The organism is Winogradskyella bathintestinalis, assembly GCF_030407435.1.
Classification (GTDB): domain Bacteria; phylum Bacteroidota; class Bacteroidia; order Flavobacteriales; family Flavobacteriaceae; genus Winogradskyella; species Winogradskyella bathintestinalis.
In genome coordinates this window covers 216650-243460 of record NZ_JASDDK010000001.1, presented here as the reverse complement: position 1 = coordinate 243460, position 26811 = coordinate 216650, and the positions used below count along the sequence as shown (strand labels likewise).

Genomic DNA, 26811 nt, shown 5'->3' with positions numbered 1-26811 from the left:
TATGAGGACAGTTCAATTAATTAAACAAAAAAATGATGGTTGGAAATACTTATCGCATAAGATAGTGCTTAAAAAACCTTTAGTTTTAGTGTTTGGTGATAGATATGAATTGGAGAATGATAATATTTACGAAGAGCTTCGACAAAAATTTCCAGATGGCCATATAGTATTTGCATCGTCATGCGGCGATATAACGACATACTTTGTAACAGATAATAGTGTGGTGGCCACTGCAATAGAATTTGAAAAAACCAAATATGAAATTAAAACTTGTAATATTCTAAAATCAAACTTAGATAGTTTTATTACCGGTAAAAATTTAATTAATCAGTTAACTCCCGAAGGCCTAAAACACGTCCTGGTGATTTCTGAAGGTAGCTTTATTAACGGTAGTGAACTTACTAAAGGCATGAATAATGCCACAGCTAATAAAACATTAATTACAGGTGGTCTATGTGGTGATGGCGATCGATTTGAAAAAACATTAGCCTCTTATAACGAAAAACCAAAACCAGGAGAAATTGTTGCCATAGGATTTTATGGTGATACTTTTGATATATCTTTTGCTATACATGGCGGTTGGTCACCTTTTGGGCCAGAGCGTGTGGTAACTAAATCAGAATCTAATATTTTATATGAGTTAGATGGGCAACCTGCCTTAGATTTATATAAAAAATACTTAGGTGAAAAGTCTAAAGAATTACCAAGTGCCGCGCTTCTATATCCGCTCAATGTAAAGACTGAAGAAGAACAGCATTCTTTTGTAAGAACCATTATTAATATTGAAGAAGAAAATAATGCGATGGTTTTAGCAGGTCATATACCAGAAAACTCAACAGTGCAATTAATGATGACCAATATTGATAATATTGCAAATGCTTCTGAATTGGCTGCCAAACAAGCCTTGAAAAACTTGAAAACAAAACCACAATTAGCAATTTTAGTCAGTTGTATAGGAAGAAAGCTTGTTTTAGATCAGCGTGTAGAAGAAGAAATTGAGGAAGTTGTAGCCGTATTAGGCGAAGATGTAACATTAACTGGATTCTACTCTTATGGAGAAATTGCACCATTTAATACGGAGATCAATTGTCAATTACATAATCAAACAATGACTATAACTTTAATGAGCGAATAATGTCTACATTATTAAAACGTCAAATAAAAAAATTTTTAAGAAAAGATATTGCTGAAAACCAATTGTTAGAAGAGTTTCTGGATGCTGTAAGTCGTTCTTATACTAATTTTGAAGAGCAATATGCCATGCAACAATTGGCTATGTCGATTAGTTCTGAAGAGTTGTTCGCAGCAAATAAAAGGTTAAGAAAAGAAGCAAAGTCTCAAAAACAAGTTATAGATAAATTAAAACGTGTAGCGCAGACCATAAGTAACCCTCCTCAGGACGCCAGAATTCTTAATGAGGCTGAGGTAGAATTAGACGAGCTAAAACTTCTGGAATTAATTGAGAACCAAACTCAAGAAATTATAAAAATAAATAAGCAGCGCGAAACACTTTTGACAGAATTAGAACATCAAAATCAAGAGCTTAGTGATTATGCACATATGGTGTCTCACGATTTAAAATCACCTTTACGAAGTATTGAAACATTAACCACATGGTTAAGTGAAGATTACAAAGGGTCTTTTGATGCTAATGGTGACAAAACTCTAGGTCTTATAAAAACTAATGTAGAGAAAATGGATGGCCTAATTAATGGTATTTTAGAGTACTCTACCATTGGTAAAAATAAAATAGACGCTTACGATGTAGATTTAAATAATCTTATTGATAACATATTGAGTATTATACATGTGCCTAGTAATGTTACAGTAAAGAGATTAAACCTGCCAACGATTAACGGAGATAAATATAGGTTACAACAATTGTTTCAAAATTTAATAGCCAATGCTATTAAATATAACGACAAAGAACTTGGAAGAATTGAAATAGGATATGAAGATAAAAATCAATTTTGGCAATTCTATATTAAAGATAATGGCATAGGAATAGAAGAGGTTTATTTCGATAAAATATTTCAAACATTTCAAAAATTAGAAAATAGTATAGAATCCACTGGTATAGGACTTTCTATAGTTAAAAAAATTGTAGATATATATGGAGGTGAAATTTGGCTTACTTCAAAAATTGGGGAAGGCACAACTTTTTACTTCACTATAAAAAAATAAAGTATGGAACAGCCCAATATGTCTTATATTAAAAGTATGTCTGGCGGAGATGAAGCTTTTGAAGCTAAATTAATAAGTATTATAAAAAAAGAGTTTCCAGAGGAAAAAACCGTCTATTATAATAATATCAATGTCGACAATTTTAAACAAGCGGCAGATAATGTACATAAACTTAAACATAAAATTAGTATTTTAGGCCTTGAAAAAAGTTATGAGACTGCAGTAGTCTTTGAAAATAATCTAATAGAAGGAAGTACCGAACTTCAAGATGAATTCGAGATGATTTTAACGACCATAACTCATTATTTAAAACAGTTATAGACCTACTTTATGGATTGTATAATTATTGATGACGAAGCTACCGCAAGAGCAATCATTGGGCAGTTATGCTCTAAAATTGATAGCTTAAATGTTTTAGCTGAGTTTCCAAATGCCATGCAAGCCATAAAATATCTCAATCAAAACGAGATTGATTTAATATTCTTAGATATACATATGCCAGATTTTACAGGTTTCGATTTTATTGAAACGCTGAAAAATCCACCTAAAACAATATTAACCACTTCAGATCCAAATTTCGCTATTCAAGCTTTTGAATACGATTGTATTGTGGATTATTTAGTAAAACCAATTACTCCAGAGCGTTTTCAAAAAGCAATTCAAAAAGCTGAGGCGGCATCTCAATCATTAGAAACCGTAGAGCCATCACAAGAGAAAGTTGAGGGAAGTTCTGGTAACGATTTGTACGTTAATATAGATAGGCGTCTAATTAAAATAGATATAGCTAGTATTTACTTAGTTGAAGCTAAGGGAGATTATATACTCGTAAAGACTGAGGATAAAAATTATACGGTTCATTCTACACTTAAAAAGATTGAAGAAAAGTTGCCTAATGATCTTTTCTTAAAAGTGCACCGATCTTATATTATTAATGTCGACAAAATAATAGATATTGAAGACAATAGTGTGCTTATAAAAAAGGATGTTATTCCTGTAAGTCGATCTAACCGTCCGGAATTAATGAAACGTCTTAACTTACTCTAAGTATAAATTCTATATTTTTCAAATTATATAAAGCGATTCCTCTCCTGCTTATAAATTAATTGAGATTTTTTAGCTAAAAATAGATGCCAACCTAGGGTACTTATAGTTAAAATGAAATATTCATTTATCATAAAATAAAGGCGAGAGAATAATATGTTCATTTCGGTTATGTCCACACTTTATAATGTTATCTACAAAAAAACCATTCGTCGACACTAAAAGGCATACCAACGAGGTATTGTTAGTGCCAAACGAAAAAGCGAAAATTTGGTGGTTTTAAAAAGTAAATTTGTCTCAGAACCCAAACAAAACCTAAGAGATGAAGACACTTTACACATCTATTAACAAATTGGTATTTATTGCTTTTGCCTTATTCAGTTTTAGTAATCATGCGCAAGATATACCCTTTAATTGTGATTTCAATGCTTATTTATTTCAGTATAACGATGTTTATGCTATTGATTTAGCTTCTGGAAATTCTTACATGGTAGCAGAAGATGTTACCCCTGGCAATATTAACGCAACAGCTTACAACCCAGCAGATGGTTATATTTGGGGTTACTTAAAAACACCTGCAAAAACTATTGTTAGAATTGGTAAAAACTTCACTACAACAGAGTTTTACATAAATGAATTAGATAGTAGCAACAAATACGTTGGAGATGTAAGTTCTGAAGGTATTTATTATTTAAAAGGTAGCGGAACTACTTATTTCAAAATAGATTTAAATCCAGAATCTATAAATTACGGGAAGTATCAATCTACAGAGACATTATCTCAAAATATTAGCATTCATGATTGGGCATTTAATGCAGTAGATAACCAATTATATGCTGTAGAAAAAGGGACTAATATTTTATATAGAATAAACCCAAATAATGGCGTGGTAACCGCATTAGGTGTTGTGCCAATTATCTCAGGCTTAAATTATACTTACGGTGCCGTTTACTTTGATGCGGACGGTCGATTTTATGTCTCAGCGAATCAAACCGGAACAATTTACGTTATACAGAACGTACAAAATGTTATGATTGTCGCAGATATAGAGTCTAACTTGTTTGCCTTCGGTCCATCTAGTGCTAGTAACGATGGGGCACGTTGCCCGACAGCGCCAGTATTACAAGAAATTTGTGATAATGGAATTGATGATGATGGTGACGGCCTTATAGATTGTGAAGATCCGTCATGTTCAGGGTTTGGTATGTGCGAAGTAATACAGTTATCAACATCAAGTTCTAACGATGGTGGTTTAGAAAGTAACAGCAGATTATCTGAGCAAATCAATGCGCGTAACTTTAAAAGAGCAAAAACCAGCTACAAATTTAATGCCTTGAAAGCCCCAAAAGTACGAAAGGGTGCGTTTTATGCGGCTCGAAATGCTGACTCTAATTTTACATTACAAGATTTTGTGCCACTTACAACTATTAATGAAGATGAAGCCGTAGAAGCTACACCTTCAGATCTTATAGGAATTACTAATGCTACAGAAATCTATGCTGTAGATTACATGAAAAACAATAATTCAGTAGCATCAGTGTTAGCATTAAAAACGGAAAACGGTGTCTATGAGCATACAAAATATATTTGCGATCGTTTATTAGGAGGAGAACTGATTTCAGTATCTACAATAGATATTAACGAACAGCAATTTATTAAATCAATTATTAAAAACGAAGATGGTTCCTACGAGTTTGTTTTAAGCTTATCCGCTAAAGTAGTTAATGACGATGCTAATTTTGCCATAGAAAGCCATTGGAATTTAGATCAGTATGAAGAAAATGTAACATTTTATAACTTTCAGATCTGGTCTAACTCAATCGATGATCTCTATACGTTAGGACAAGAAGTTCTCAATTTATTGGAAGTAGAGAAACCAATTTTAAGCTATAATAATTCAACACCTCCTACAGTATTTGTTAGAAAAGGAAGTTATCATAATGGAGGTTTAGATGTGCAAATTGTAAACACCAACGGTACAGAAGCTATTAATTTAGATGCAGGTTACAGAACTACCGAAACAGAAGATTTTCAAAACCTTTACACAACGGTTAATTTAAATGGTAACTACATTACTAATGTGACTATAGATACCGGACGTTTATTTGATATAGGGTTTAGAATTGGAGATGGTATTGCAACACCAGATGATTTGTTTATGTCTGACGGCCCTTGGGGTGTTGATGCTTCACGAAGTGGAACAGAACTTACAGAATATGTAGTAACTACTAACGATTTCGATTTTGATAGCGCAGATTACCCAATAGAAAGAAATGTAAATTTGACGGCAACTACCGATTCTTACGTAGCTGCATATAGAGCATTAACACCAAGATTTCAGGCTGTAGATGTATCTGGTTATAACAGCTTTAATTTTAGTGCTAGTGGAACAGGTGAGTTAGAAATCACCTTTGTAAGAGAAAGCATTACAATTTGGGAAGAGCAGTTTAAAACCACGGTAAACATGAATGAGACATTACAAGATTATACGGTAATTCTAGATGATGCTAATCTCAACGATGTCGTAACCATTGTATTTACTATGGCTTCAGAAGATGGTACCACAAACACTAAAGAAATGTCTATAAATAATTTGCGTTTTTCTGAAACAAGTGCCTTATCTGTATCAGAATACACAACTGATACAAATACTATAAAAGCGTTTCCGAATCCAATGATTTCGCAGGCAGAAGTACAATTTACAGTAGGCCAAAACGAAACGGTACAATTTATAATGTACAATCAATTAGGAAAGCAGGTTTATAGCACAACTTATAATGCTCAAACAGGAAAAAACAACATTTCTATACGCAGAGCAAACTTAAGCTCTGGCCTATACTTCTGTAAAATTGTTAGTAACCAACATAATTACAACCCTCTCAAACTGATTATTAATTAACAAACCCTTAGTTAGTTCCTTATATTAAAGGCAAAAGCGAAAGCTTTTGCCTTTTCTTTTTTGTGGTGGTTTGGGTTTTAATGGTGTGTTTATGAGGTGATTAATTAACAAAACAAAAATTTAACACTAAAGAACGTATATAAATAGGATAGCATTACTACTTATGTTTAGTTGTTGTCGCTAACGTTAAAAATGAACGACGAGAATAAACGAAAATCGGATTTTTATTCAGGATTGATTGACAAAAACCTCAATCGACTCAAAGAATTTTATGACCATACATTTATGGAATTTTGCGAACTGAATTTACTGAAAAACGAAATTCTGACTTGCCAATTATTTGAACTATTTCAATCAAGTATCTTTAGCACAAATCATTTGCTTGAGAGAATGATTAAACTTTCACTAATAAAATTACATACTATTGACTATGACTATTCTGATTTAGAAAAATATTCAGAAAAACTAAAAGAAAGCGAAACGGAATTTGACGGATTGCCTTTATTTAAATCGCTTAAAAAGGCATTAGAAAAAGACTTGATTACGGAAACGGAATATGATTATCTGATAAACGCAAAAAACAATTTTCGGAATCCATACTCACACGCAGAAGTCGGAAAAGTAATAAAGAATGATAATGATTTTAGCGGTTTTATGTTCGACATAAATGATGTTAAAGAAAAGTTGAAAAGTGGAAAACCGTTAGATAATCCTAAACCGACAATTCTACCGAAATTTTCACCTGCAATAGCTCAAATGTTACAAGAAAATAATTCCAAACAATTTGCATTTGAATATTTTAAAGAAGTTTTTGGAATATTAAAGGAATTAGAAAATAGAATAAACGAACGAAAAGAGAAAAAACACTAGCTACAACACCGTGTATAATTCATTGCTAGTTAGAGCCTACTTACGAAAGTTTTCGCGCACTTTCTATCTGTGATTTAGTTGTAATTTTAGTACTTAAACCACGCAACGAAATCATAATCAAACACGCCGTCAGTAATTTGACAAACAAACTAAAAAAGACAATGAAATTTAAAAGATTAAAACTTTACACGAATCAATTAAAATAAAACCTGAGCCATTTTAAGCCGTTATCCAAGATGGAAAAAGGGTATATCATGTTGAATATAGAGGTCAAAAATTAAAAATAATGAAGCAATTTTGACCATAACCACATCATAATTCATTAATCCCTCTCAAAAACCGCTTTCTTTAAAAATTGCCACTTAAATCGTAAGCCAATTTCTGTAAACGTAAACCCTGCTGCTGTGGCAGATGCAATATTACTGCGGGTGCCATAGACATTAAGTAAACTACGTTCAGAGAATCTATAACCCAAAGCTCCTTGTATTCTATAAGCTGAAATTTTAGCGTCGTCCTCAATATACTGATAACCAAATGCACCTGTTAAATTGTAAAACCATTCCTTAGGTTTTGCTGCAGCTTCGTCTTTAATAAGATTTACAAATACTTCGTAAGCGTTAAATTTTTCTGGACTAAAATAGATCGTTGGTAATTGGTCTTTAAAAGTAATATGTTGGTAGTTGACACCTACTTTTAATGATGGTTTTGGTAATAGGTTATAATATAATGAGGTAAAAAGTAAATTTCTAGAATTCCCATCGTTTTGAGAGGTGTACATCAATTGCGTAAACCAACCCAATTTAAAATTAGTACCTAAATTGTAATTCGCGTAGTAATTGTTTTGCACGATTTCTCTATCTAATAAATCGGCATTAAAACTTTCAATCTGTCTTTTGTAACCCACATCTAAAGACTGCAACTTAAACGATTTAATACTAAACGATAGATCTGTTAATAATTGCGTATAATCTGCAGATTCTGCCTTAGATGAAGACACTCCGGCTGTACCTTTAAATGTAATGCTTGGAATAAATTTATAAGAGACACCTAAAGATAGGTTGTTAGAGGTGGCACTGTTATCTGTAACGGTATTATTTGTAGTTCGGTAATTATAGTTTCCTAATACGGCAAATTTAGTAGACAACGGAAATATGACGTTGTTGTTTAATGAAAAGGCATTATTATCACCGTTATCAAAGGTATAAGCGGCTTTTGTCTCTATAGTTGGTATAAAACTATTATCTAGTTGGTTGATAAAGCTTGTAGCATCTTTTTGCTGGTCGTAAAACTTTAAAGTGTTTTCTGCAGAGTTATAGGCATCGTCTGTATAGCCTAACGCTTTTAATACGTTCGCTTTTCCAAGGTTGCCATCAAATGACGTGCTGTCGTTGACTAATATTTGGTCGTAATCTTTTAAACTGGCTTTAAAATTACTTTTGTATATGTTTAGTGTAGCACGTAAGGATAATACCCAATTTTCGTTTGGGTAGGTTGTTATTAAATCGTCAATTAAAGATGTAGCTTCCGTAAATTTCTTATTCCAGATTAAAGCTTGTGCGTAGCGTTCTGTGGTTTGTTGAACTATCGTTTTATCGGTATCATCATTTAAACTTTGATATGCTTCTGTGCTAATACTTAAGGCTTTCTTTTCTTTACTATTTAAATGTTCAACTAAAGCTAAGCCGTTTTGTGCAATGATTTTATGCTTTGGTTGTTCGGCCAAAGTGTTGTAGGTTGTTTTAGCTTTATCCAATTGATTCGAAATTAAATATAAGTTGGCTAAATTTAATAAGGTGTCTTTATCATTGTTAAACAATTCTAGATTTTTATGTAGAAGTTCTTCAGCTTTCTCATAATTCTGTGCCTGTTGGTTCTGGTATGCATAGCCTAAATAAATATATTTTTTAGAGGTTAATGCGTTCGGATTTCCAGGTGAAACGTCTAAAGCAGTGTTCACCACTTTGAGCGCGTTTTCGTAATCTTTTAAATTAGACAACGTATTGGCATAGCCTAATTGTGCTGCAAAACTATTAGGGTCTTCCTTCACTAAACCTTGATAGTATACTTCAGCATCTTTAAAATTACTGTTCCATAATAAAGACTCTCCGTAGTTTAGTTTTACTTCAAAATCATTTGGGTAATCGGCTAGTAAATCTGTAAAGAGCACGTTGGCTTCCTTCGCTTTCCCATTAAGACCAATAGCACGACCATAACATAAGCGCGCAGTTTTATTCTCTGGATGGTCTTGTAATATGGTTTCAAAAAATGTTTCAGCTTGTGCATATTTACCCGTTTCTAGGTAGGTAAAACCTTCTTTCATGTCCTGAGCGGTGACGCTTAAAACGATAAAAAATATTGTAATATTAATAAGTGATTTCAAAGTCATAATTTCTCTTTGTTTAACTAAGTGCAAGTTACGGAGCATTTGTCCGCCATTCATCTATAGTAACTTGTCATCCATCGAAATATAAGGAACATACACGGAAATACCCTAGATATTTGTGCCAGATTTAAACGTATAACGACAAAAATTATGCAATTATTAGCAACTTTAAAATCTAGAAAATTAACTCCAGAACAACTATTTATGGTCAGTGTATTGGCGGTGAATGGTGGTAATTATTTATACAACCTTATACTAGGTCGTATATTAGGACCAGCAGAATTTGCTGATGCGGCCGTTTTAATTACGTTTTTATTAGTGCTCTCTTTTGTTGCTATGACGTTTCAGTTGGTTACTGCAAAATTCTCAGTGTTGTTTGAGAATGAAGTGTTCAAAAATTTTATCGTTAAAGTTTATAAGCAAGCAGTTGTTGCTGGTATTATATTAGGAGCCTTAATCATTGGTTTTGCTTCCCAATTGCAAGCCGTTTTTAATACGTCTTCATCAACCATGTTTATCATTTTTGGTTTTGGTGTACCGCTCTATTTTTTAATGAGTGTGAATCGTGGGACGTTTCAAGGAAAAAAGGCGTTTAAATCCTTGTCGATTACGTATCAAGGTGAAATGTTAAGTCGTTTATTGATTACTCTTGGTATTATATTATTGCTAAATATTCAATCATCTGCTGCTATTGCAGTTGGTATTTTAATATCCTTTGTATTTGGTTTGTTCCCTTTTAAAGTGAAACAATTACGTTTTAAAAATGCGACACCTTTAGATGCTAAATATAGAAAGCAAATTAAGAATTTCTTTTTGCTCACAGCCTTTTATGAGTTAACCCAAATCATTATAAATAATAGTGATATCTTATTAGTAAAGCACTACTTTGAATCTTACGAAGCAGGATTATACGCTTCCTTAGCACTCATTGGTAGAATCGTATATTTCATAGCTTGGATGTTTGTTATGTTATTACTACCGGCCGTTGTAGAGCTAAAAAAGGAAGGTAAAGAAACCGCGTCTATACTTTTTAAATATGTTGGTTATATCGCTATCATATCTACCATTATTGTATTAGGTTGTTTATTATTACCAGAATTAATTATAAATATACTTTTTGGTGAGCAATATATTGCAATGGCACCTTTATTATGGAAATACGCCATAGCAACATCAATGTTTGCCATCTCTAACATCTTTGCATATTACTATTTGTCTTTAGATAAATATGTACCAGTAATTATTTCTGGAGTCTTCGGAATGCTTCAAATGTTTTTAGTCGTGTTTTATCACGATAGTTTAGAGCAAGTCGTACTCATGCAAATAGTTGCCATGGCTTTATTACTAGTCATACAAATCGGATTTTTTATGTTGGAATCTAGACAACAGAAAAAGCTTAGTCTATAGTAAATTTCCATTGGTCTACAGTAAAAGTCGTCCTACCGAAAGATCCTAAGGATTAGTAATATAAAAGCGCAAATTTGTACTGCAATTAAAATTAAACAAAAAATACCCACATCATGAGACTAGCCATTGTAACAGCATATCCACCAAGTAAAGTCACTTTAAATGAATATGCTTACCATTTAGTTAAGCAGTTTAGACAAAACGAAGATGTCACTGAACTTGTGTTGTTAACAGACAAAACGGAAGGTGCAAAGGATATTGAATTTACAGAAGCTGGTTGTAAGATTACAGTTAAGGAATGTTGGTCTTTTAACAGTTATAAAAACATTTTATCGGTAACAAAAGCGATTAACCAAACAAAGCCAGATTCCGTATTGTTTAATTTACAATTCATGAAATTTGGAGATAAGAAAATTGCTGCAGCTTTAGGATTAATGTTACCATTGGTTTGCAAGTTGAAGAAAATTCCAAACATAGTTTTATTACATAACATTCTTGAAGAAGTTGATTTAGGAAGTGCAGGTTTTACCTCTAATAAATTAATGCAAAGCATCTACGGATTTATTGGAACAACCTTAACGAAATTAATTTTACAAGCCGATACAGTTGCTGTAACTATGCAGAAATATGTAGATATTTTAGAAAAAAAATATGGTGCTACCAATGTAAAATTAATTCCACATGGTACGTTTGAAATTCCAGCAGAACCAGAATACAAATTACCATCAGGACCCTTACAAGTTATGACATTCGGGAAATTTGGAACCTACAAAAAGGTGGAAGGTATGATTGAAGCTGTTGAAAAAGTAAGAGCGTCAACAGGTTTAGATCTTGAAGTGGTCATTGCAGGAACGGATAACCCAAATGTACCTGGCTACTTAGCTAAAGTACAAGAAGATTACAAGCATGTACCACAAGTGCGTTTTACAGGTTATGTTGAAGAGGTTGAGGTCCCTGTTTTATTTAATGAAAGTGCTGTGGTTGTTTTTCCTTATACCTCAACAACAGGAAGTTCTGGAGTACTTCACCAAGCTGGAAGTTACGGAAAAGCAGTTGTTATGCCAGATTTAGGTGATTTAGCATTATTAGTGCAAGACGAAGGTTATAGAGGCGAATTCTTTGAGCCAACAAGTGTTGATAGTTTAGCACAAGCTATTGAAGCCATAGTAACTAACGATGTGTATAGATTAAAATTAGGAAAAACAAATTATAAAGCTGCAACAGCACATCCAATGTCTCAAATTGCAAAAATGTATGTAGAAAGTTTTAAAAAAATAATGGCTAAAAAATCTAACAAATTAGCAGCCGTAACACAATCTTAAAATATTCCCCTAAGTTAAGTTTCTAAGCAGTAGTAGTTAAATTACACACGGAGTTAAGACCTCGCTACTGTTTAGAAATATATTGAAACGCTTCCTTTTTTGTCCCATTTTTATCAATAAACCCAAAATGTTTTTGCGTATTTCTATTCCAAGGTCTACTACCTACAACGGCTGTTGGAACATCGGTGAAATCATATAAAGTCCAAGACATAAATTGTAGCTTATTGGCTGCAATCTGTTCTTGGATTTTTTTGTGGTAGTTGGCCTGGTCTTCATCAGAAGAACCAAAAGGTTTCCAAAAACCAGAATATGACGATATTCCAAATTCTTGAAGCACTAAAGGTTTGTTTGGTATTTCGGCTTTTAAAGTTGTAATAGCGCTATCAAAACTTTCTAAATCTTCGTAATAATGAAAGGATATAAAATCGACTTTATCTTTTAAAATGGAAGCACTTTCAGTATTAGACCATCCAATAGTTACGGGATGCATAGGGTCTGTAGATTTTACCAAATCAATCATGCTATCTAACCAAGCGATAACATTGTCTTTTCCTCTAGATTCAAAATCTAAATTAGGTTCGTTTTTAATATCCCAAGCCAATAAAGCATTGTGATCTTTTACGGCATTAACAACTGCTTCTGCGTGGCGTTGATTTAGTGTCCAATTCATTACAGAATAATCACCAAAAAAGTCAAATAAGGTTAAAACGACCTTTAAGTTATTAGCCTCTGCTGCATCTAAGGTTTGCTTTAGTTTCTCAATTTTTTTAGCATCAACATGTTCTTTTCCAAAGTCTTCATATTGCACAAAAAGGCGCACCGAATTTAAACCAGCATCTTTAATGATTTTAAAATCCGTAGCAATAATCTCGGCAGAGAATTCATCACCAAACATATTCCAAGGATTAGCTTGCGGATAGTAATTAATACCTTTAATGTTTAGACTATTAACCTCTATTTGTTGAGGTTCATTGTTATAAATATCTGCTTTGTCTTTAACTAAATGTCTAATGCGCCAAAAGCCATCTTCTAGTAAAAATACCATTTGGTAAGTGGAGGTTTCAGTCGTTTCTAAAATGAGCTCTTTAGCTTTAAAAACACGTTTGTATTCTACAACATTGCGATCTGTAATTACAGCTAATTGACCATCTTGACTAAAATATTCCAGCGTAGGATTATGGTGTAATGTTGTGGCTTCAATGCTAATGCCTTGTGCTTTGTTTAAATCTATAAAGTCAAATAAATTTTTTCTTGCACTGTCTGTGTAGTAATCTTTAATTCCTGCCGTTTTATTACTCTTGTAAGCAATTTGTTTGACGTACCAAGCGTCTAAATAATCGTGCTGAATAGCATTTAAGGTTTGGTCATCCATTGGTCGGCCTTCATTTTGCAAAGGTTCCCAATCCATCTTTGGGGCGTATTGATCTACTTTTTTAATTTCGGTATGTAGCATTGTGCTTCGGTCGGCTCCAGTATTTAAGTAACTAAATAGTGCGCTAACACCAGAAATAATTAAGGCTACAATCATAATATATGAGGCAATTAATATGGTACGTAATATGTTTTTGTTAAGACTTACCATAGCTTTATTGAATTAAATTCTTTTGATAAGCCAGCCGTTTCAATGCTAAAATTATAATGACCATTTTCATAAATAGCGGGTTTTAGTTTAAAACTGGTATACCCATTAAATGAGGTTTTAGTTAACGTATTTACAAGCGAATTATTACGGTAAATTTTTAATTTAATATGCATACCATCAGGAATCATTTGTCCCATAAAACTTTGTAAGGGTCCAATTTCTATGAGTCGATTGTGCTCAGAGAATTCAACATTAAAGTCTTTTATAACTTGTTTGTAACTTAGCGAAATTCTATTACTTTCAGACATACCATCAACGTAGGCTTTTATGTTCCAGTTATCCGCAAAATCGGGATGAATAATTTTTGAATTTGCAACACCATCAATTGTAGTTCCTGTTGTTTTAAGAATGTGGCCTTTTCCGTTTTTAATAAAAAAGGTTACAAAGGTACCATCACTAACTACATTGTTATACTCGTCTTTTATAATGGTGGTCCAAAACGTTGTCACCTGATTACCGTCTGCATAATCGTGTGGTCGTGTTGCTGAAATTTCAAAATCTGTAGGTATGGCTGGCATCACATTTATAGTATATTCTTTAGAATTGATACCAAGACTTTCTGATGACACCAACATTCTTCCACTTTCTGGTTTTGAATAGATATTACGATATGCGATTAAATTTTTTGTAAAAATGTCAAAACCTTCTTCTGAATCTAAAAACTGAAATTTAGCAATAACCAAAGTATGTGTTGGCACAGGATTATCTAATGAATCCGTTGGAATAACCACTAAAGTCGTAAAATCCTTACCACCAGATTCTATACTTGGTGGACCAATATAAGTTTCCATAATGGCCACTTCTGGTTTAGGTAAAATGTGTAGTTTTCCTGAAAGTGATTTGTTGTCATCTAGTAAAGTCCAGTTTATAGCACCAATTTTTTTTGTGATAGTTTCAGGAATACTAAATTCTAACGTGTTGTTTTTTAAGCTTGAAGAAATAACTGTAGAGCCATAGCTATTAGAGCAATATAGATCTATTTGCACTTCACTTGATGTTGAAAATGTAAGCACAACAGGTTGGCCAACTTCAAATTCGGTTTGTGTTGATATTAATTTTATTTCAGTTGAAGCAACTTCAGTTTCTTGTATAACAGTAAAGGATGATAATAATATCAATCCTAAAAGTAATAAGTATGTGTGCTTTATTTGCATTAATTAGGACTTCCTATGTACGTGTTAATTTCAATTTTAATTCCACTAAAATCGAGATGGTCAATGGGCTGTAATTCTGCATTGGTATGGTTTTTAATTCTATTTGGTACTATTTTATCTGAAATATCTTCGTTTGGTAAACCGTTTACAAAAATATTTTTCATGTCGTCATTTATAATCTTTACATCGCCATTAATTATAATCGGATATTCAAAATGTTGCTTACGTTGTTGTCGCACACCAGCTTTTACAAACATATGGTCTACCCAAACCATGTTTTGATCTTTATCGTAATAACTTATTAATAATTGAGGAATCGTTATTTCTTGAATACCACTATTAAATAAATTACCGTTAAGCATGCAGTTTTTAATATTCACATCACTCAATACAACGTTTTTGTATAAATCAGATCCTGAAACATTTCCTGCAACTTGTAAATTGAATTTTGTAGGTTGTTCTTCAAATTCAACAGGAGTAAATTCATCTGGATTAAACGTATCTGGAATAGAATCTTGTGTTTTAGACCAGGCAATGCCTTCAAAATTAATTCTAAAACTACTCGATTCCTTTGGCATTAATTTATGTTTTACATGATATTTTGCATTGTACGTAGCTAGTTGCTTATTGTCATCATTGTAAAGTGTGCCTTTTAAAATAACATCTGCAGGTACATTATCTATATTTTGAACTTCGCCAATAATAGCATAACTCCCTTCAAACTGCACTAGTTTTGCTTGAAGCACTTCTAAAACGGGCTGTTTTAAAATGTCTTCATGATGTGTGGCTTCAGTGGTAATTCTTCGTCGACCTTGGTTAAAATATTTAGTGACGTTATCAGAATACAACTGGTCTGGTGGTAAATCGTTGTTTAAATCATCGGGTTGTAAATACCATTTACCTTTAATTTTAGACAACGATTTGTAATCTACTTTTTCAATTTTTTCTAATGGTGTGATCCATTGGCTAGTTACTTTTGCCGAAACCGTACTATCGTTAAGTGCTGTGATTTCGGTTTCAATCGCATCCATTTTTGCATAACTACTCAATAAACCATCTGTTACTGAAATCTCTAGCATATATTGAGCAATAGGAATATTACTGTTTGGGTCTATTAAACTATGGGCTTTTTCAAATTCTTTAAAATCTAAGGCATCATAATAGGCGACAATAGCGTTTTCTGGACTAATTTGAGATTCGTTTTTTAGATAGAATAAGTAGATACCATAAAACACAACAATGGCTAAAATTAAAGACCAAAGGTGGGTAATTCGCAATACATTTCTATTAAACTTTTTATATGTTATTGGGAATTTTAGAAAATCTGGTAATGGCTTTATGCGTGTTTTTAAAGCAATAACAAAAAGCATTTGTATGTTTAAAACAAAGGCAATTAAAACGGTTAAAAAAGGCACAATTCCCCAATGGATTTTCAACCATTTAGCAACATCTTCCTTTGGTAAAATAGCTGAAACTGGCGGAATATTAAGGCGTTCCCAAACCATAATGCCATTTTCTAATTGTCGTAAACGTTGCCATCCGCAGAAATAGAGAATGGGGTCGTAAAATTTATCGTTAGAGAAAATGTATTTCAAATTATATTTTTCGGGTGTGGTTAAAAACTGTTGTAACGAACCAATACCAGCGACACCTTTAAATTTTGAATTTTCTAAACGCTCAATAGGTCTTGTAGTGAGCTCAGGTAATCGTCTTGCCGAATGGTAGTTGCCATCTACAGTCATAGCATCGGTTTGCGCACTAAGCCAAGCCATTTGGTCACCAAAGCCAAGGGTTAAAAATCGCCATTTTTCATGGTCATCCTGATTTAAGAAGTTTACAATAGGCAACATCTTTATTTTCTGTGGTTGTGATGGTCTAAAGTAATTTAAGCTCATGGTAAAGACCACCATAAACACAGTCAAGCCTGCAAGTAAACCGCCAATAATACGATGGTAAACAGCACCAAATTTAGACTGAATAAGTTCCTTTAAATCACCCTCCACAAAACGATAGGCAAATTCACCCATTAGCGGAATAGATAATATAGAAGCCCAAAGTGTAAAACGGTCTAAGGTTAAAATATTAAAAGCGGTTTCGCCTAACATTTTTAGTGGTATTGGTGTGGTGCCACCAGTTCCTAAAATAGTACAAATAGTAACTGATAAACCAAAAAAGAGGTAACGTTTGCTGTAATATCTGTAAAATATATAAGGCAATAATATGAGTAAAATTCCCCAAGGAATTAAAAAGAATACTAAACCAGAAGACGTGATTTCTAAGAAATTATCACGTGAACCATGCGGTATTGGCACTTGGGTAATTGGGTTGGCTTTAGAGTTTAACCAATACGGAAAAATACACCCAATGATTAACACTAAGGACAACATGCCGAAGCTTACTATACGTTTAAAGAGCTTAAAAAAGCTGTTCAAAAATACTTTGAATGTTACTTCTTTCATACTGTTTACCTGTTCTCTAGACACGTCCATTAAAACCATGCCTATTAAAGGAAATATGAAAAAGACCATTCCAAAAATTGGTGTGACGTGGTGTGAGGTGACTGTAACAGCAATAAGAGATAAGCTGGTAGCTAAGTACCATTTACGTCCTGTTTTTAACCACAAATAGATTTCGGGTAGTGCATGCATTAATACCGAAACACCAACTATACTAGGTAATTGTCCAAAAATATGTAAGGTCTCTATAAATGAAGACGAAAAAACAGCTAATAGACAAGCGTAGCCAGCAACGGTTTTATTTCCTGTCATTAATAATGAGAAGCGATACGTACCTGTAATAAATAAAACAATGGCTATAAGCGCAACGCTAAACATGCCAAATTTTAAACCACCAATCATTGAGAGTAATCCTATAGACTGATGTACTAAAGGAGGGTAACTTTGTACGGTAAACCCTGTATACCATTCATAATTCCAAGGTTCAAACCAACTATTGGCATAATGGTCTGCAAAAAATAAATGAATTAACGCATCATAGGTAGTTTCTAATGTAAAAAATATAGCGCTACCATGAAACGCTAATCCTAAGAAAAGCGCAGAAATTAAGTATTTATTAGAGGTTTCCTTCATTTATTAGTCTAAGCAATAACAAGATGGTAAAGATATATAATTTAATAGAGGTTCAAATTTTAATTATCTACAGCAATCTACCATTCGTCTACACTAAATATTAGGTTCAGCTAAATTTAAAATTTAAAAACCGCTTCTCTTGTACTTTTGAACTGTGTAAAAAATATAAACCAACTTATTATGAAAGTTTTAGCGATAGACGACCAACAATTAGTATTACTTCCTTTACAGAAACGTTTAGTTGAATTAGGATATGAGGTAAAAATTGAAACTGATGCGACAAAGGGCATGCAGGTATATGAGTCGTTCAATCCAGACTTAGTTATCGTTGATATAAATATGCCTGGAGTATCAGGATTAGAAGTGGTAAAACATATTAGAATTTTAAGAAATTCTCAGACACCTATAATGGTCTTATCAGGAAACACACAAGACGCCACAATTACTGAAGGTTTTGAATTAGGCATTAATGATTATATGAAAAAGCCGTTAAGCTTAAATGAAATAAGTGCGCGTGTAAAGCGCTTAATTGGTGCTCCAGAAACCAAGAATGCTATAGCTACAAGTGAAGTGATGATACAAGAGCGTTGTGTTGGTGTGGTTATTCCTTGCTACAATGAAGAAGAGCGCTTATTGAGTGATGAATTCATAAGTTATTTAGATAAAAACTCTGGCTATCATTTATGTTTTGTAAACGATGGGAGTAAGGATAGCACCTTAGAAGTGCTTCAAAATTTACAGAAGGGAAGGGAAGATTTTATTACCGTTTATGATTGTGAAAAAAATGGAGGAAAGGCTGAAGCCGTTCGTTTAGGGATGTTACATATGGCTAAAAAAGAGGACCTAGATTATATTGGATTTTTAGATGCGGATTTGTCTACAGACTTAGCGGATTTTGATGATTTGGTAAAAACTATGGAGACTTCAGATTTTAAAATTGTTAGTGGTTCAAGAATCTCAAGAATGGGAGCAGATATTACGAAAGAATCAGCACGAAAAATTATCAGTTTAACTATTAACTACATTATTAGAAAGATTTTAAAAATGGATTTTAAAGACACGCAATGTGGAGCTAAAATTTTTCATAAAGACGTTATAGATATTGCTTTTGGTAAACAGTTTGTAACGCAATGGATTTTTGATGTTGAAATTTTTAAAAGAATGAGCATTCACTTCGGACTAAAGAATGCAAAAGCAATGCTTTGCGAGCAACCATTAAAACGATGGATCCATGCAGATGGTTCTAAACTATCAATGAAAGATTCAGTAAAAATAGTTGGTCAATTGGCTCAAATAGCTTGGGTTTATAGATCTAGAAAAAATAATGTTAAAACTAAAAGTGATTTAGAAATAGCTTAATATTCTAAAAAAAGATTTAACAATGCGGATAGGCATCATTATTATATTCTATAACAACGCGACGCAGAAAGATAAAAATTTTTTCATAGCGCAAATTAAAGACTTTGAATCCATAGAATTATGTTTGGTAGATAACAATAGTAAGGACGATACGTTAAACGTGTTACAAGAAATTAAAGAAGAGAGTGGATCTCGAGTATCAGTTATAGAAATCAAAAAGAAAACAACTGAAAATGCTGCGAAAAGAGCAGGAGCAAGATATATGTTTAATCAATTTAATTTAAGGCATACAGGATTTATAAATGTTAATGAAATTCATCAAAAAGGTGAAGTTTTAAATAGTTTAGTTCGAAGTGTTTATGATAATAAAGAAGCTATTATTGATGAAAATCTAAAGACTATAGCAAAACAAGATGTAAAGCAAACGTTATTTAAAAGTGTTTTTTCAGTGGTTGATTATCTTAAAATTATTAATTCTAATCTCAATTGTTTAAATCCAAGTCTTTAAGAGATAGCCTAATTTTTTTTAACATTTTACCTACATGTAGTACTGCCAATTAAAGCGATACCATTTTAACACATTAAAGACATCTTTTACAAGAATCAATCTTACAGTCGCGCAACAGTTCTAAAAGATGATATCAAATAGTCTACCATTAGTTTAAAACCCTTTCTTAAAAATACATTAAAAGTCTTATTTAATTTTACATTTGCATAATATTATATCCTTATTATGTCATTAGAAAGAGAATTAAAACAACGAAGTGGTTCTAAATGTGAACTTAGTGGAAGCGAAGACAACCTGTCTGTTTACATTGTCCCAGATATTAAAGAAAATGGCTTAAAAACTGCATTATATGCTTCTAAAACTTGTATAGAGCAGATGAATGATGCGGACCTTATAGATGCTAATCATTGGAGATGTCTTAACGATAGTATGTGGAGCGAGCATGATGCCGTTAAAATTATGGCATGGAGAATGCTGAATAGAATTAAAGCAGATTGGACGCAAGATTTGCTAGCTATGATGTACTTAGAAGATGACGTGTTAGAACTTGCTAAAGCTTCTGGTGACGGCGAAGACGAAGCCGATAAATTAATTCATCGCGATGTTAACGGTGTTATTTTAGATCACGGTGATTCGGTTGTCTTAATAAAGGATTTAAAGGTGAAAGGTTCTAGCATGGTTGCCAAACAAGGAACTGCTGTAAGAAACATTAGATTAGATCACGAAAATGAAACGTACATCGAAGGGAAAGTTGATGGTCAGCAAATTGTGATTATCACCGAATACGTGAAGAAAATTTAATCCGAATCTTTTTTGTTGAAAAAATCGAAGCTCAACGGAATTAAAAATACCATAAACAAATAGTGGCCACTTACTAAACCATAAATTGTAATTCCGGCTAGTAGCACCATTAGTATTATTTTGTACTTATATTTCATGTAGCAAAAATAAAAATTTTGAACGGTGTTACAAATAAGAACAAGGTGCAAAAATAGTAACCTATCTCACTTATAATTCTACTGAGACAATGATTTGTGCGTTTCCATGCCCTAACGACCTTGTACATCAATATTAAAAATTTATGCGAGTTGTAGAGTGAATTTTAAAAAATCCTATACGATTTTATATTTACAATAATAAGATACAATTTCAAAATGCCGTGTTCTTTCAATTAGTTATAAAACACGGCTTTAAGTGTCTGATTATTAATTGTTTTTGTGTTTGTTTTTCCTACATTTTATCAGTTTTTCAATGTGTTGTTTGTCGAAAAAATAGACCCAAAACTTCAAATAGACCAAACAAATTTACGCTTCATCGAATTTATAAGATGGCTCTAATGATAAATCCGATATTGAGGTCATCCCTCTGAATAATAGTATTATAAATTACTGATTAATAGCCCTCAATTAGTATGAACGCTTAAACATTATTATATTATGGATTTACAAATTTCAAGTTACAACAACCGTTTTCAACTTAAAGGAACATTAAACAAAATGAACCTTAAAACGTTCAACGCACATTTCGCTAATATTTTTGATAAACTAGACAGTGTTCTGTTAGATATCGAGCAAGTTAACAGTATTGACAGAGCTGGCGTAATGGCATTAGCTCAGCTTCATAATGAATCTATTTCCAAATCTAAACGGTTATCCATTATAGGATTGGGTTGCAAAGAATTATATCAGCATTTTAAATCTGAAGAAGCTAAAGCACCAAAACAAACGATTTTTACAACTAATGCTATTGCAGCGGCATAATCTACCATCTCTATCCAAAAATTTAGATAAAGTGTTTCCCAAGTATTTATGGTGATAGATAAATATTTGGGATACACTTTATTTTTTAATGAAATGTGAAGTTGTAGGGTTGTACAATGGTGCATTTAATTTGAGCTTACTCCACAAAAAAGTATAATTATTGGTTTAATTCATATTAAGGTTTTTTGATACGGTTTGTTACGATCAACAAGACATATCAGCAACAATTTTCCATTGTCCGTTTATTTTTTTGAATATAATCATAAAGACTCCATTGGCATTTCCAATTGAACGATTCAAATGGTATTCTCCCATAACCCAATAACTGTTTCCTTCTATTTTAGAAATATCATTGATAATGAACTTTAATGTTCCACTTTCTGCTTTTGAAGGATATCCTTTTTTATAATTATCCAATGTTTTATGCCAACCTTTTGTCAGTCCATTACTGCCATAAAATTTAAGAGAATCGCTTTTCCAATAACCATCCATAAAGCCTTCTAAATTGTGATTACTCCAAGCGATTTCTTGGTCACTCAGTACTTTCTGAATGGCAGATTTAACAGTTTCTAAATCATCTTCATTTGTGTTTTGATGCGTTCCGCAGCTGATGAGTAGAAATATAAAAGCAAAATAGGTAGTTTTCATTACAAGTTGGTTTTGGTTTGCTAAATGTAATAACTTATATATTAACTCGTAATTATAATACCTTTCAGAATTTTAAAATCAAAAAAATCCTAACAAAAATTAAAGTACACCCTTCTGTTTCTTCAAAAAGGCATCAGCTTGAAATTGTAAGAGTTCTCGAGCTTTCTTGCGCTTATAATTCATTACTTCTTCTTCATCTGCAATTTCATTATATACCTTATTATTAATAGCGTTATCGGTTTTTAACACTAATTTCCTTTCGGCAACATTCTGTAGTGTCCACGTTTTAATAATGGTCTCTTGGTCTTGTAACCTAAAATCGAATTCGCCTTTTGGTGACAATAGTTTTGCAATTATGGGAGAGGTTTCAATGGCTAAAAATAATAGAAAAACAAAGAATGATGGTAACCATGGTAATTCTCCTAAAGCTGTAATGCGCGCCATTAAGCCATCAAAATTATCAATGATGGGTTGCGATTTGGCAACATTAGATGTATATTGTTTTTGTATTGCTAAGATTTGAGATTCTATCGCTGAGATTTTAGTGTGGTTGACGATTTTTAATTGTTGTAATTCTGCAAAACTAGCATCATGTTTATCTCGTTTTTCTTTATAAACGGGTCCTTTGCCTAGAAGTTTGGTGCCAGATGTACCCTCAGCTTCAGAAATATAGGTGTCATATAAGGCATTGACTTCAGATTCTTTTAAATCCAATTCAGATTTTAAATCTAATATTTGATTTTCGAGTTCAGAGATTTTTGGATTAAACTGTTCGGCAATTTGATGTTGATTCGCTAAGGTTAATTCATTTTTTTGCTCTAGTAAAACCTGATTAATTTCTTTTTCAAAAATCTTAAGTTCTAATGGTTTTGAAATAACGACAGCAATAATAACCGCCAAGAAAATCCGTGGTGTAGCTTGAAGAATTTCGTCTAGAACCTTTTCTCGCTTTTTTATGGTGGACACAATATAGCGATCCAGATTAAAGATGAGTAAACCCCAAATTAATCCAAATAAGATAGAGGAGTATAAATTATCGAAAACAGTGTAAAGCGCATAACTCGCTGCGATGGTTGCCATTACCGCTGTGAAGAAAACGGTAGCTCCAATACCGGCGTATTTGTTTTGTTCACCGATGGAACAGTCGTTTAAAATATCCGTGTCTGCTCCAGAGCAAAGGATGAAGAATTGTTTTAACATAAAGCGTTCGATTTTTTGATTGACCTAAAATTTAGGAGGATTGATTGACTATTAGAACGCTAATAGGTTGAGTTTGTTACACTTTTTAACGAAAAATATAAAAACCTCAAAAATTAAATACTGAAATAAGCTCAGCATAAATAGCTATGAGGTTGGATTAATGATATTTTAATCGAAATTTATTCGGTTATTTCGATGGTGATAGGTATAATTTTAGAATCCTGACCATCTTTGATGTCAAATATTACAAGATGATCACCATTTTTTGATTTCATTAATATGCTCTACGGATTTAAAATCAATGGTATTAGTCTTTATCAATTGTATGTTTTCCTAGGATTTTAAACTTAAATTCTGTTACTTTTCCATTAGTGGTAAGATTTAATTTTCTGAATTCATTTCGTGTTATAGATAGTTTACTTTCTTTTAATGTTTGACCATTAATCATCGGAAAAATACTTTCTTTTGTTTTAATCTTTTGGATTTGATAACTTCACTACATATTTACCATTAGCATCTAATTGCGTAACCATATCAGTATTTTTACCTTTATTGTTTTTGGCTATTGCTTTGGCTTCCTTGGCTGTGATTTTTTTACCGTCGAGATAGAATGAAGCTCCTTGTTTCTCCATGTCTATAATATATTCTAAAAACGAAGGATTTGTAGAAGGTGGCGGTGGCGGTGGTGGTAAAACCTTCCCTTTTTTATCGGTAATATAACCGTCTTTATTATAGTATGTTTTTTTGCCATTATGAATGGTATAATAGTGAGATTGCCCATTATCTAAAATTTGATATCCAGACATAACCCCTTTGGGTGTTTCTTTAATAATTTCATTTAAGGTTTTTTTCTTACCATTTTTATATTGTGCAGCTTTAGTAGGTGGTGGTGGCGGTGGTGGTAAAACCTTCCCTTTATTGTCAGTAATATAACCATCCTTATTATAGTACGTTTTTTTGCCATTATGAACGGTATAATAGTGAGATTTCCCATTTTCTAATAATTCATAACCAGACATAACCCCTTTGGGTGTTTCTTTAATAATTTCGCTTAAGGTTTTTTTCTTGCCATTTTTATATGGTGCGACTTTAGTAGGTGGCGGTGGTGGTGGGGGAAGTTTAGGAAAAGCCTCAGCAGTCTTTTTCTGTTCAGCGCTCATTATCCTGTATATATGTGTGTATTTTTTTAAATCAGTTTTTTTAATAATTTTATTATCCGTGGAATTTAGTTGTTTAGCCCAATCGTTATATGCTGCGACTTGGTTTGCACTCGCTTTCTCTTGCATATTTGTTGGTGGAATTGGATAATGATCTGAATCAGTTAAATTCGGTCCATCTTTATCTTTTTTATATGCAGTAGGCGGTGGTGGTGGAATATCTTGAGATGCATCTGCATGAATGACTTTAAAATCATATTCCTTAATTGATGATCCTACGACTTTTAAAACTTTTTCTGAAGCTTCACTGGGATCATATCTTACATAAATAGCTCTATTATGGTCAAAGGTTTTTTTGAGTGTTTGTAGTTTAGTTTCAATATCTTCTAGTGAGCCTAACTTATCATCTATTAGTAATTGTCCATTTCTATTAATTAGAATGACCATTATCGGTTTTACTACATTTATTTCGTCGTCTAAGGATTTTAGTATTTGACCTGCGTTTTCATTATTTTCTTGGTTAGAAAACGATGGTGGTGGTGGAGGTGGTGGCAATGTGGCTTTTTCCTCATTAGTTAACGCTTCATGTTTCTTGTAATAAGTTTTGCCATTTAATGTAATTTGCACGTAAGGCGAAATAGGTGGCGAAGTGCGTTTTACTTTGTCTTGATTTGCCACAGACATTCTAGAGTAGAGGCTACTTAACTCTGAAAATAAGGCATCCAATTCTTTTTGTTGACTACGAGATTTATGGATGTAATGTGGCTTCGTATTTCTGAGGTTTTCGTATGCATTATATTTTTTCACATAGATTTCAACAATTTTTTGATCGAGGTCTTCGATTTGCAGCGTTTTATCTTCATTAAAATCGTTGTTAATAGAAGCCATGTCGTATGATTGTTCTTTAGCAACCTCTACACGTTCTGCAAAACTATAAAAAAGAATAGCAATTATTGGAAGTAGCAACAGCGTACTGATCCCAATTCTAGTTTTTGATGTTTGTGTTTTCATAACTGTAAATCGTTTTTTAATAGATGAATAATTAATGGCACTCGATAATTGATAGTTTTGAGTGCTTGATGAAAATTGTAATAAAATATTTTGATATGATTTAATATTAACTCCTTGCTTTAAAACTGCTTGGTCTGCTAAGAATTCGTGATTGAGTTTTATATGATGTTTAAAAATGTAGATTAAAGGATGAAACCATAAAACAATCTGTAATAGTTCTAATGCTATAATATCTAAGCTGTGTAATTGTTTGGCGTGTGTTTCTTCATGAAGTATTACTTCCTTAGGAATGACGTCGGATTCAAATTTCAACTTATTAAAGAAGATGTATTTAAAAAAAGAATGCGGAATTTTACATTCTTCTAGTAATACGTATATAAAGGGTTTTTCTGTAATGGTTTCATTTGCAGAAATGTGTTTGTACATTTTACTTAAGTTAATGATAAATCGGATGGTGAATAATAACAAGCCTAAGCTATATATAACCCAAAACACAGTAGCGAAATCTAAAAATGGATCTTGTTCTTTTGGTAATTCTACAAGTGAGGTATCAGTAGGAATTATTACTGAAGATACTTCTATACCTGCAATTTCTGGTTCAATATAATTTGTTATGGATAAGACAGGGATTATTAATGCTGTAACTACAGCTCCTAATAAATAGAAACGCTTAAAACGATGCATATTTTGTCGTTCTAAAAGGAGGATATATACTGCCCAAAAGACTAACAAACAAACTGAAAATTTAAATATATAGGTTTCCATAATTATTTGTTTTTAATTTCCGTATCAATGATTTTTTTTAACGCCTCTAATTCTTCTTTGGTTAAATCTGTTTTCCGTGTAAAAAAGGAAGCAAACTGAGAGGCACTATCATTAAAAAAGGTTTTAATGAGTCCGTTAACATGTTTGGAGAAGTAGTCCTCTTTCTTAACCAATGGAAAATATTCTCTCGATTTTCCGAAAGTTTTATAATCTACAAAGCCTTTACCTATCATTCGTTTCAGTAAAGTGGCAACGGTTGTTGTAGCGGGTTTTGGTTCAGGATAGATGTCGAGCAAATCTTTCATAAAGGCTTTATCGAGCTTCCAGAGATATTGCATTAATTGTTCTTCGGTTTTTGAAAGTTGCATACTCTACGTTTTTAGAATTAACTCTACAAATGTAGAATAATATT

Annotated in this window: 20 protein-coding genes; 12 read left to right on the top strand and 8 right to left on the bottom strand. The window is 32.6% G+C overall.

Annotation, left to right across the window (positions count from 1 at the left end; all coding sequences use genetic code 11):
* Position 1: 1 nt before the first annotated feature.
* From QMA06_RS00855 to QMA06_RS00830, 6 genes are all read left to right on the top strand, one after another.
* Entirely contained in the window at positions 2–1135 is a 1134-nt protein-coding gene (locus QMA06_RS00855; RefSeq protein WP_290204993.1) for an FIST signal transduction protein, read from the top strand.
* The gene (locus QMA06_RS00850; protein WP_290204992.1) at positions 1135–2184 is read left to right on the top strand and encodes a sensor histidine kinase; all 1050 of its coding nucleotides are present in this window, start codon (positions 1135–1137) and stop codon (positions 2182–2184) included. The genes QMA06_RS00855 and QMA06_RS00850 overlap by 1 nt, the downstream gene beginning before the upstream one ends.
* Positions 2185–2187: 3 nt before the next feature.
* On the top strand, positions 2188–2505 hold the full coding sequence (locus QMA06_RS00845; protein ID WP_290204991.1) for an Hpt domain-containing protein: 318 nt from the start codon (positions 2188–2190) through the stop codon (positions 2503–2505).
* A 9-nt stretch (positions 2506–2514) separates the two neighbouring features.
* Positions 2515–3228 carry a LytR/AlgR family response regulator transcription factor gene (locus tag QMA06_RS00840; RefSeq protein ID WP_290204990.1) on the top strand — a complete coding sequence of 238 codons (714 nt, stop codon included), beginning with the start codon at positions 2515–2517 and terminating at the stop codon, positions 3226–3228.
* 319 nt (positions 3229–3547) lie between these two features.
* Positions 3548–6124 carry a DUF6923 family protein gene (locus tag QMA06_RS00835; protein ID WP_290204989.1) on the top strand — a complete coding sequence of 859 codons (2577 nt, stop codon included), beginning with the start codon at positions 3548–3550 and terminating at the stop codon, positions 6122–6124.
* 192 nt (positions 6125–6316) lie between these two features.
* A complete protein-coding gene (locus QMA06_RS00830; protein WP_290204988.1) occupies positions 6317–6994 on the top strand; it encodes a hypothetical protein in 678 nt (225 codons plus the stop codon).
* Positions 6995–7316: 322 nt separating this feature from the next.
* Here the strand turns inward: QMA06_RS00830 and QMA06_RS00825 are convergent, their stop codons facing one another.
* Positions 7317–9380 (bottom strand): tetratricopeptide repeat protein, encoded by a 2064-nt coding sequence (locus tag QMA06_RS00825; protein ID WP_290204987.1) that lies wholly within the window; start codon positions 9378–9380, stop codon positions 7317–7319.
* A 147-nt stretch (positions 9381–9527) separates the two neighbouring features.
* On the opposite strand from QMA06_RS00825, the gene QMA06_RS00820 reads away from it, so the two are divergent.
* Both QMA06_RS00820 and QMA06_RS00815 read left to right on the top strand, forming a co-directional pair.
* Positions 9528–10784 (top strand): oligosaccharide flippase family protein, encoded by a 1257-nt coding sequence (locus QMA06_RS00820; protein ID WP_290204986.1) that lies wholly within the window; start codon positions 9528–9530, stop codon positions 10782–10784.
* Positions 10785–10897: 113 nt separating this feature from the next.
* Positions 10898–12106 (top strand): glycosyltransferase, encoded by a 1209-nt coding sequence (locus QMA06_RS00815; RefSeq protein ID WP_290204985.1) that lies wholly within the window; start codon positions 10898–10900, stop codon positions 12104–12106.
* 64 nt (positions 12107–12170) lie between these two features.
* Here QMA06_RS00815 and QMA06_RS00810 read toward each other — a convergent pair whose 3' ends face one another.
* The 3 genes from QMA06_RS00810 to QMA06_RS00800 are packed head-to-tail and all read right to left on the bottom strand — an operon-like array spanning position 12171 to position 17991.
* Positions 12171–13688 (bottom strand): glycoside hydrolase family 2 TIM barrel-domain containing protein, encoded by a 1518-nt coding sequence (locus QMA06_RS00810; protein ID WP_290204984.1) that lies wholly within the window; start codon positions 13686–13688, stop codon positions 12171–12173.
* Positions 13682–14902: a hypothetical protein gene (locus tag QMA06_RS00805; protein WP_290204983.1), complete on the bottom strand. Its 1221-nt coding sequence runs from the start codon at positions 14900–14902 to the stop codon at positions 13682–13684. Before QMA06_RS00805 ends, QMA06_RS00810 begins: the two co-directional genes overlap by 7 nt.
* Positions 14902–17991: a hypothetical protein gene (locus tag QMA06_RS00800; protein WP_290204982.1), complete on the bottom strand. Its 3090-nt coding sequence runs from the start codon at positions 17989–17991 to the stop codon at positions 14902–14904. Before QMA06_RS00800 ends, QMA06_RS00805 begins: the two co-directional genes overlap by 1 nt.
* Positions 17992–18171: 180 nt before the next feature.
* On the opposite strand from QMA06_RS00800, the gene QMA06_RS00795 reads away from it, so the two are divergent.
* From QMA06_RS00795 to QMA06_RS00780, 4 genes are all read left to right on the top strand, one after another.
* The gene (locus QMA06_RS00795) at positions 18172–19350 is read left to right on the top strand and encodes a response regulator (RefSeq protein WP_290204981.1); all 1179 of its coding nucleotides are present in this window, start codon (positions 18172–18174) and stop codon (positions 19348–19350) included.
* A 22-nt stretch (positions 19351–19372) separates the two neighbouring features.
* Entirely contained in the window at positions 19373–19858 is a 486-nt protein-coding gene (locus QMA06_RS00790; protein ID WP_290204980.1) for a glycosyltransferase family A protein, read from the top strand.
* 225 nt (positions 19859–20083) lie between these two features.
* Positions 20084–20659, top strand: coding sequence for a PhnA domain-containing protein (locus tag QMA06_RS00785; protein WP_290204979.1), 576 nt, complete (start codon positions 20084–20086; stop codon positions 20657–20659).
* Between the two features lie 635 nt (positions 20660–21294).
* The gene (locus QMA06_RS00780) at positions 21295–21618 is read left to right on the top strand and encodes an STAS domain-containing protein (protein WP_290204978.1); all 324 of its coding nucleotides are present in this window, start codon (positions 21295–21297) and stop codon (positions 21616–21618) included.
* Positions 21619–21822: 204 nt separating this feature from the next.
* On the opposite strand, the gene QMA06_RS00775 is transcribed toward QMA06_RS00780, so the two are convergent.
* From QMA06_RS00775 to QMA06_RS00760, 4 genes are all read right to left on the bottom strand, one after another.
* Positions 21823–22266 carry a YybH family protein gene (locus QMA06_RS00775; protein WP_290204977.1) on the bottom strand — a complete coding sequence of 148 codons (444 nt, stop codon included), beginning with the start codon at positions 22264–22266 and terminating at the stop codon, positions 21823–21825.
* A 99-nt stretch (positions 22267–22365) separates the two neighbouring features.
* Positions 22366–23466, bottom strand: coding sequence for a DUF4407 domain-containing protein (locus QMA06_RS00770; RefSeq protein ID WP_290204976.1), 1101 nt, complete (start codon positions 23464–23466; stop codon positions 22366–22368).
* A gap of 470 nt (positions 23467–23936) precedes the next feature.
* Entirely contained in the window at positions 23937–26399 is a 2463-nt protein-coding gene (locus QMA06_RS00765; protein ID WP_290204975.1) for a M56 family metallopeptidase, read from the bottom strand.
* 2 nt (positions 26400–26401) lie between these two features.
* Entirely contained in the window at positions 26402–26767 is a 366-nt protein-coding gene (locus QMA06_RS00760) for a BlaI/MecI/CopY family transcriptional regulator (RefSeq protein WP_290204974.1), read from the bottom strand.
* Positions 26768–26811: the final 44 nt, after the last annotated feature.

What these genes read in the sequence shown, in the direction of transcription:
- QMA06_RS00855 (WP_290204993.1), top strand. Translation starts at nt 2, where the DNA reads ATGAGGACAGTTCAATTAATTAAACAAAAAAATGATGGTTGGAAATAC.
- QMA06_RS00850 (WP_290204992.1), top strand. Translation starts at nt 1,135, where the DNA reads ATGTCTACATTATTAAAACGTCAAATAAAAAAATTTTTAAGAAAAGAT.
- QMA06_RS00845 (WP_290204991.1), top strand. Translation starts at nt 2,188, where the DNA reads ATGGAACAGCCCAATATGTCTTATATTAAAAGTATGTCTGGCGGAGAT.
- QMA06_RS00840 (WP_290204990.1), top strand. Translation starts at nt 2,515, where the DNA reads ATGGATTGTATAATTATTGATGACGAAGCTACCGCAAGAGCAATCATT.
- QMA06_RS00835 (WP_290204989.1), top strand. Translation starts at nt 3,548, where the DNA reads ATGAAGACACTTTACACATCTATTAACAAATTGGTATTTATTGCTTTT.
- QMA06_RS00830 (WP_290204988.1), top strand. Translation starts at nt 6,317, where the DNA reads ATGAACGACGAGAATAAACGAAAATCGGATTTTTATTCAGGATTGATT.
- QMA06_RS00825 (WP_290204987.1), bottom strand. Translation starts at nt 9,380, where the DNA reads ATGACTTTGAAATCACTTATTAATATTACAATATTTTTTATCGTTTTA.
- QMA06_RS00820 (WP_290204986.1), top strand. Translation starts at nt 9,528, where the DNA reads ATGCAATTATTAGCAACTTTAAAATCTAGAAAATTAACTCCAGAACAA.
- QMA06_RS00815 (WP_290204985.1), top strand. Translation starts at nt 10,898, where the DNA reads ATGAGACTAGCCATTGTAACAGCATATCCACCAAGTAAAGTCACTTTA.
- QMA06_RS00810 (WP_290204984.1), bottom strand. Translation starts at nt 13,688, where the DNA reads ATGGTAAGTCTTAACAAAAACATATTACGTACCATATTAATTGCCTCA.
- QMA06_RS00805 (WP_290204983.1), bottom strand. Translation starts at nt 14,902, where the DNA reads ATGCAAATAAAGCACACATACTTATTACTTTTAGGATTGATATTATTA.
- QMA06_RS00800 (WP_290204982.1), bottom strand. Translation starts at nt 17,991, where the DNA reads ATGAAGGAAACCTCTAATAAATACTTAATTTCTGCGCTTTTCTTAGGA.
- QMA06_RS00795 (WP_290204981.1), top strand. Translation starts at nt 18,172, where the DNA reads ATGAAAGTTTTAGCGATAGACGACCAACAATTAGTATTACTTCCTTTA.
- QMA06_RS00790 (WP_290204980.1), top strand. Translation starts at nt 19,373, where the DNA reads ATGCGGATAGGCATCATTATTATATTCTATAACAACGCGACGCAGAAA.
- QMA06_RS00785 (WP_290204979.1), top strand. Translation starts at nt 20,084, where the DNA reads ATGTCATTAGAAAGAGAATTAAAACAACGAAGTGGTTCTAAATGTGAA.
- QMA06_RS00780 (WP_290204978.1), top strand. Translation starts at nt 21,295, where the DNA reads ATGGATTTACAAATTTCAAGTTACAACAACCGTTTTCAACTTAAAGGA.
- QMA06_RS00775 (WP_290204977.1), bottom strand. Translation starts at nt 22,266, where the DNA reads ATGAAAACTACCTATTTTGCTTTTATATTTCTACTCATCAGCTGCGGA.
- QMA06_RS00770 (WP_290204976.1), bottom strand. Translation starts at nt 23,466, where the DNA reads ATGTTAAAACAATTCTTCATCCTTTGCTCTGGAGCAGACACGGATATT.
- QMA06_RS00765 (WP_290204975.1), bottom strand. Translation starts at nt 26,399, where the DNA reads ATGGAAACCTATATATTTAAATTTTCAGTTTGTTTGTTAGTCTTTTGG.
- QMA06_RS00760 (WP_290204974.1), bottom strand. Translation starts at nt 26,767, where the DNA reads ATGCAACTTTCAAAAACCGAAGAACAATTAATGCAATATCTCTGGAAG.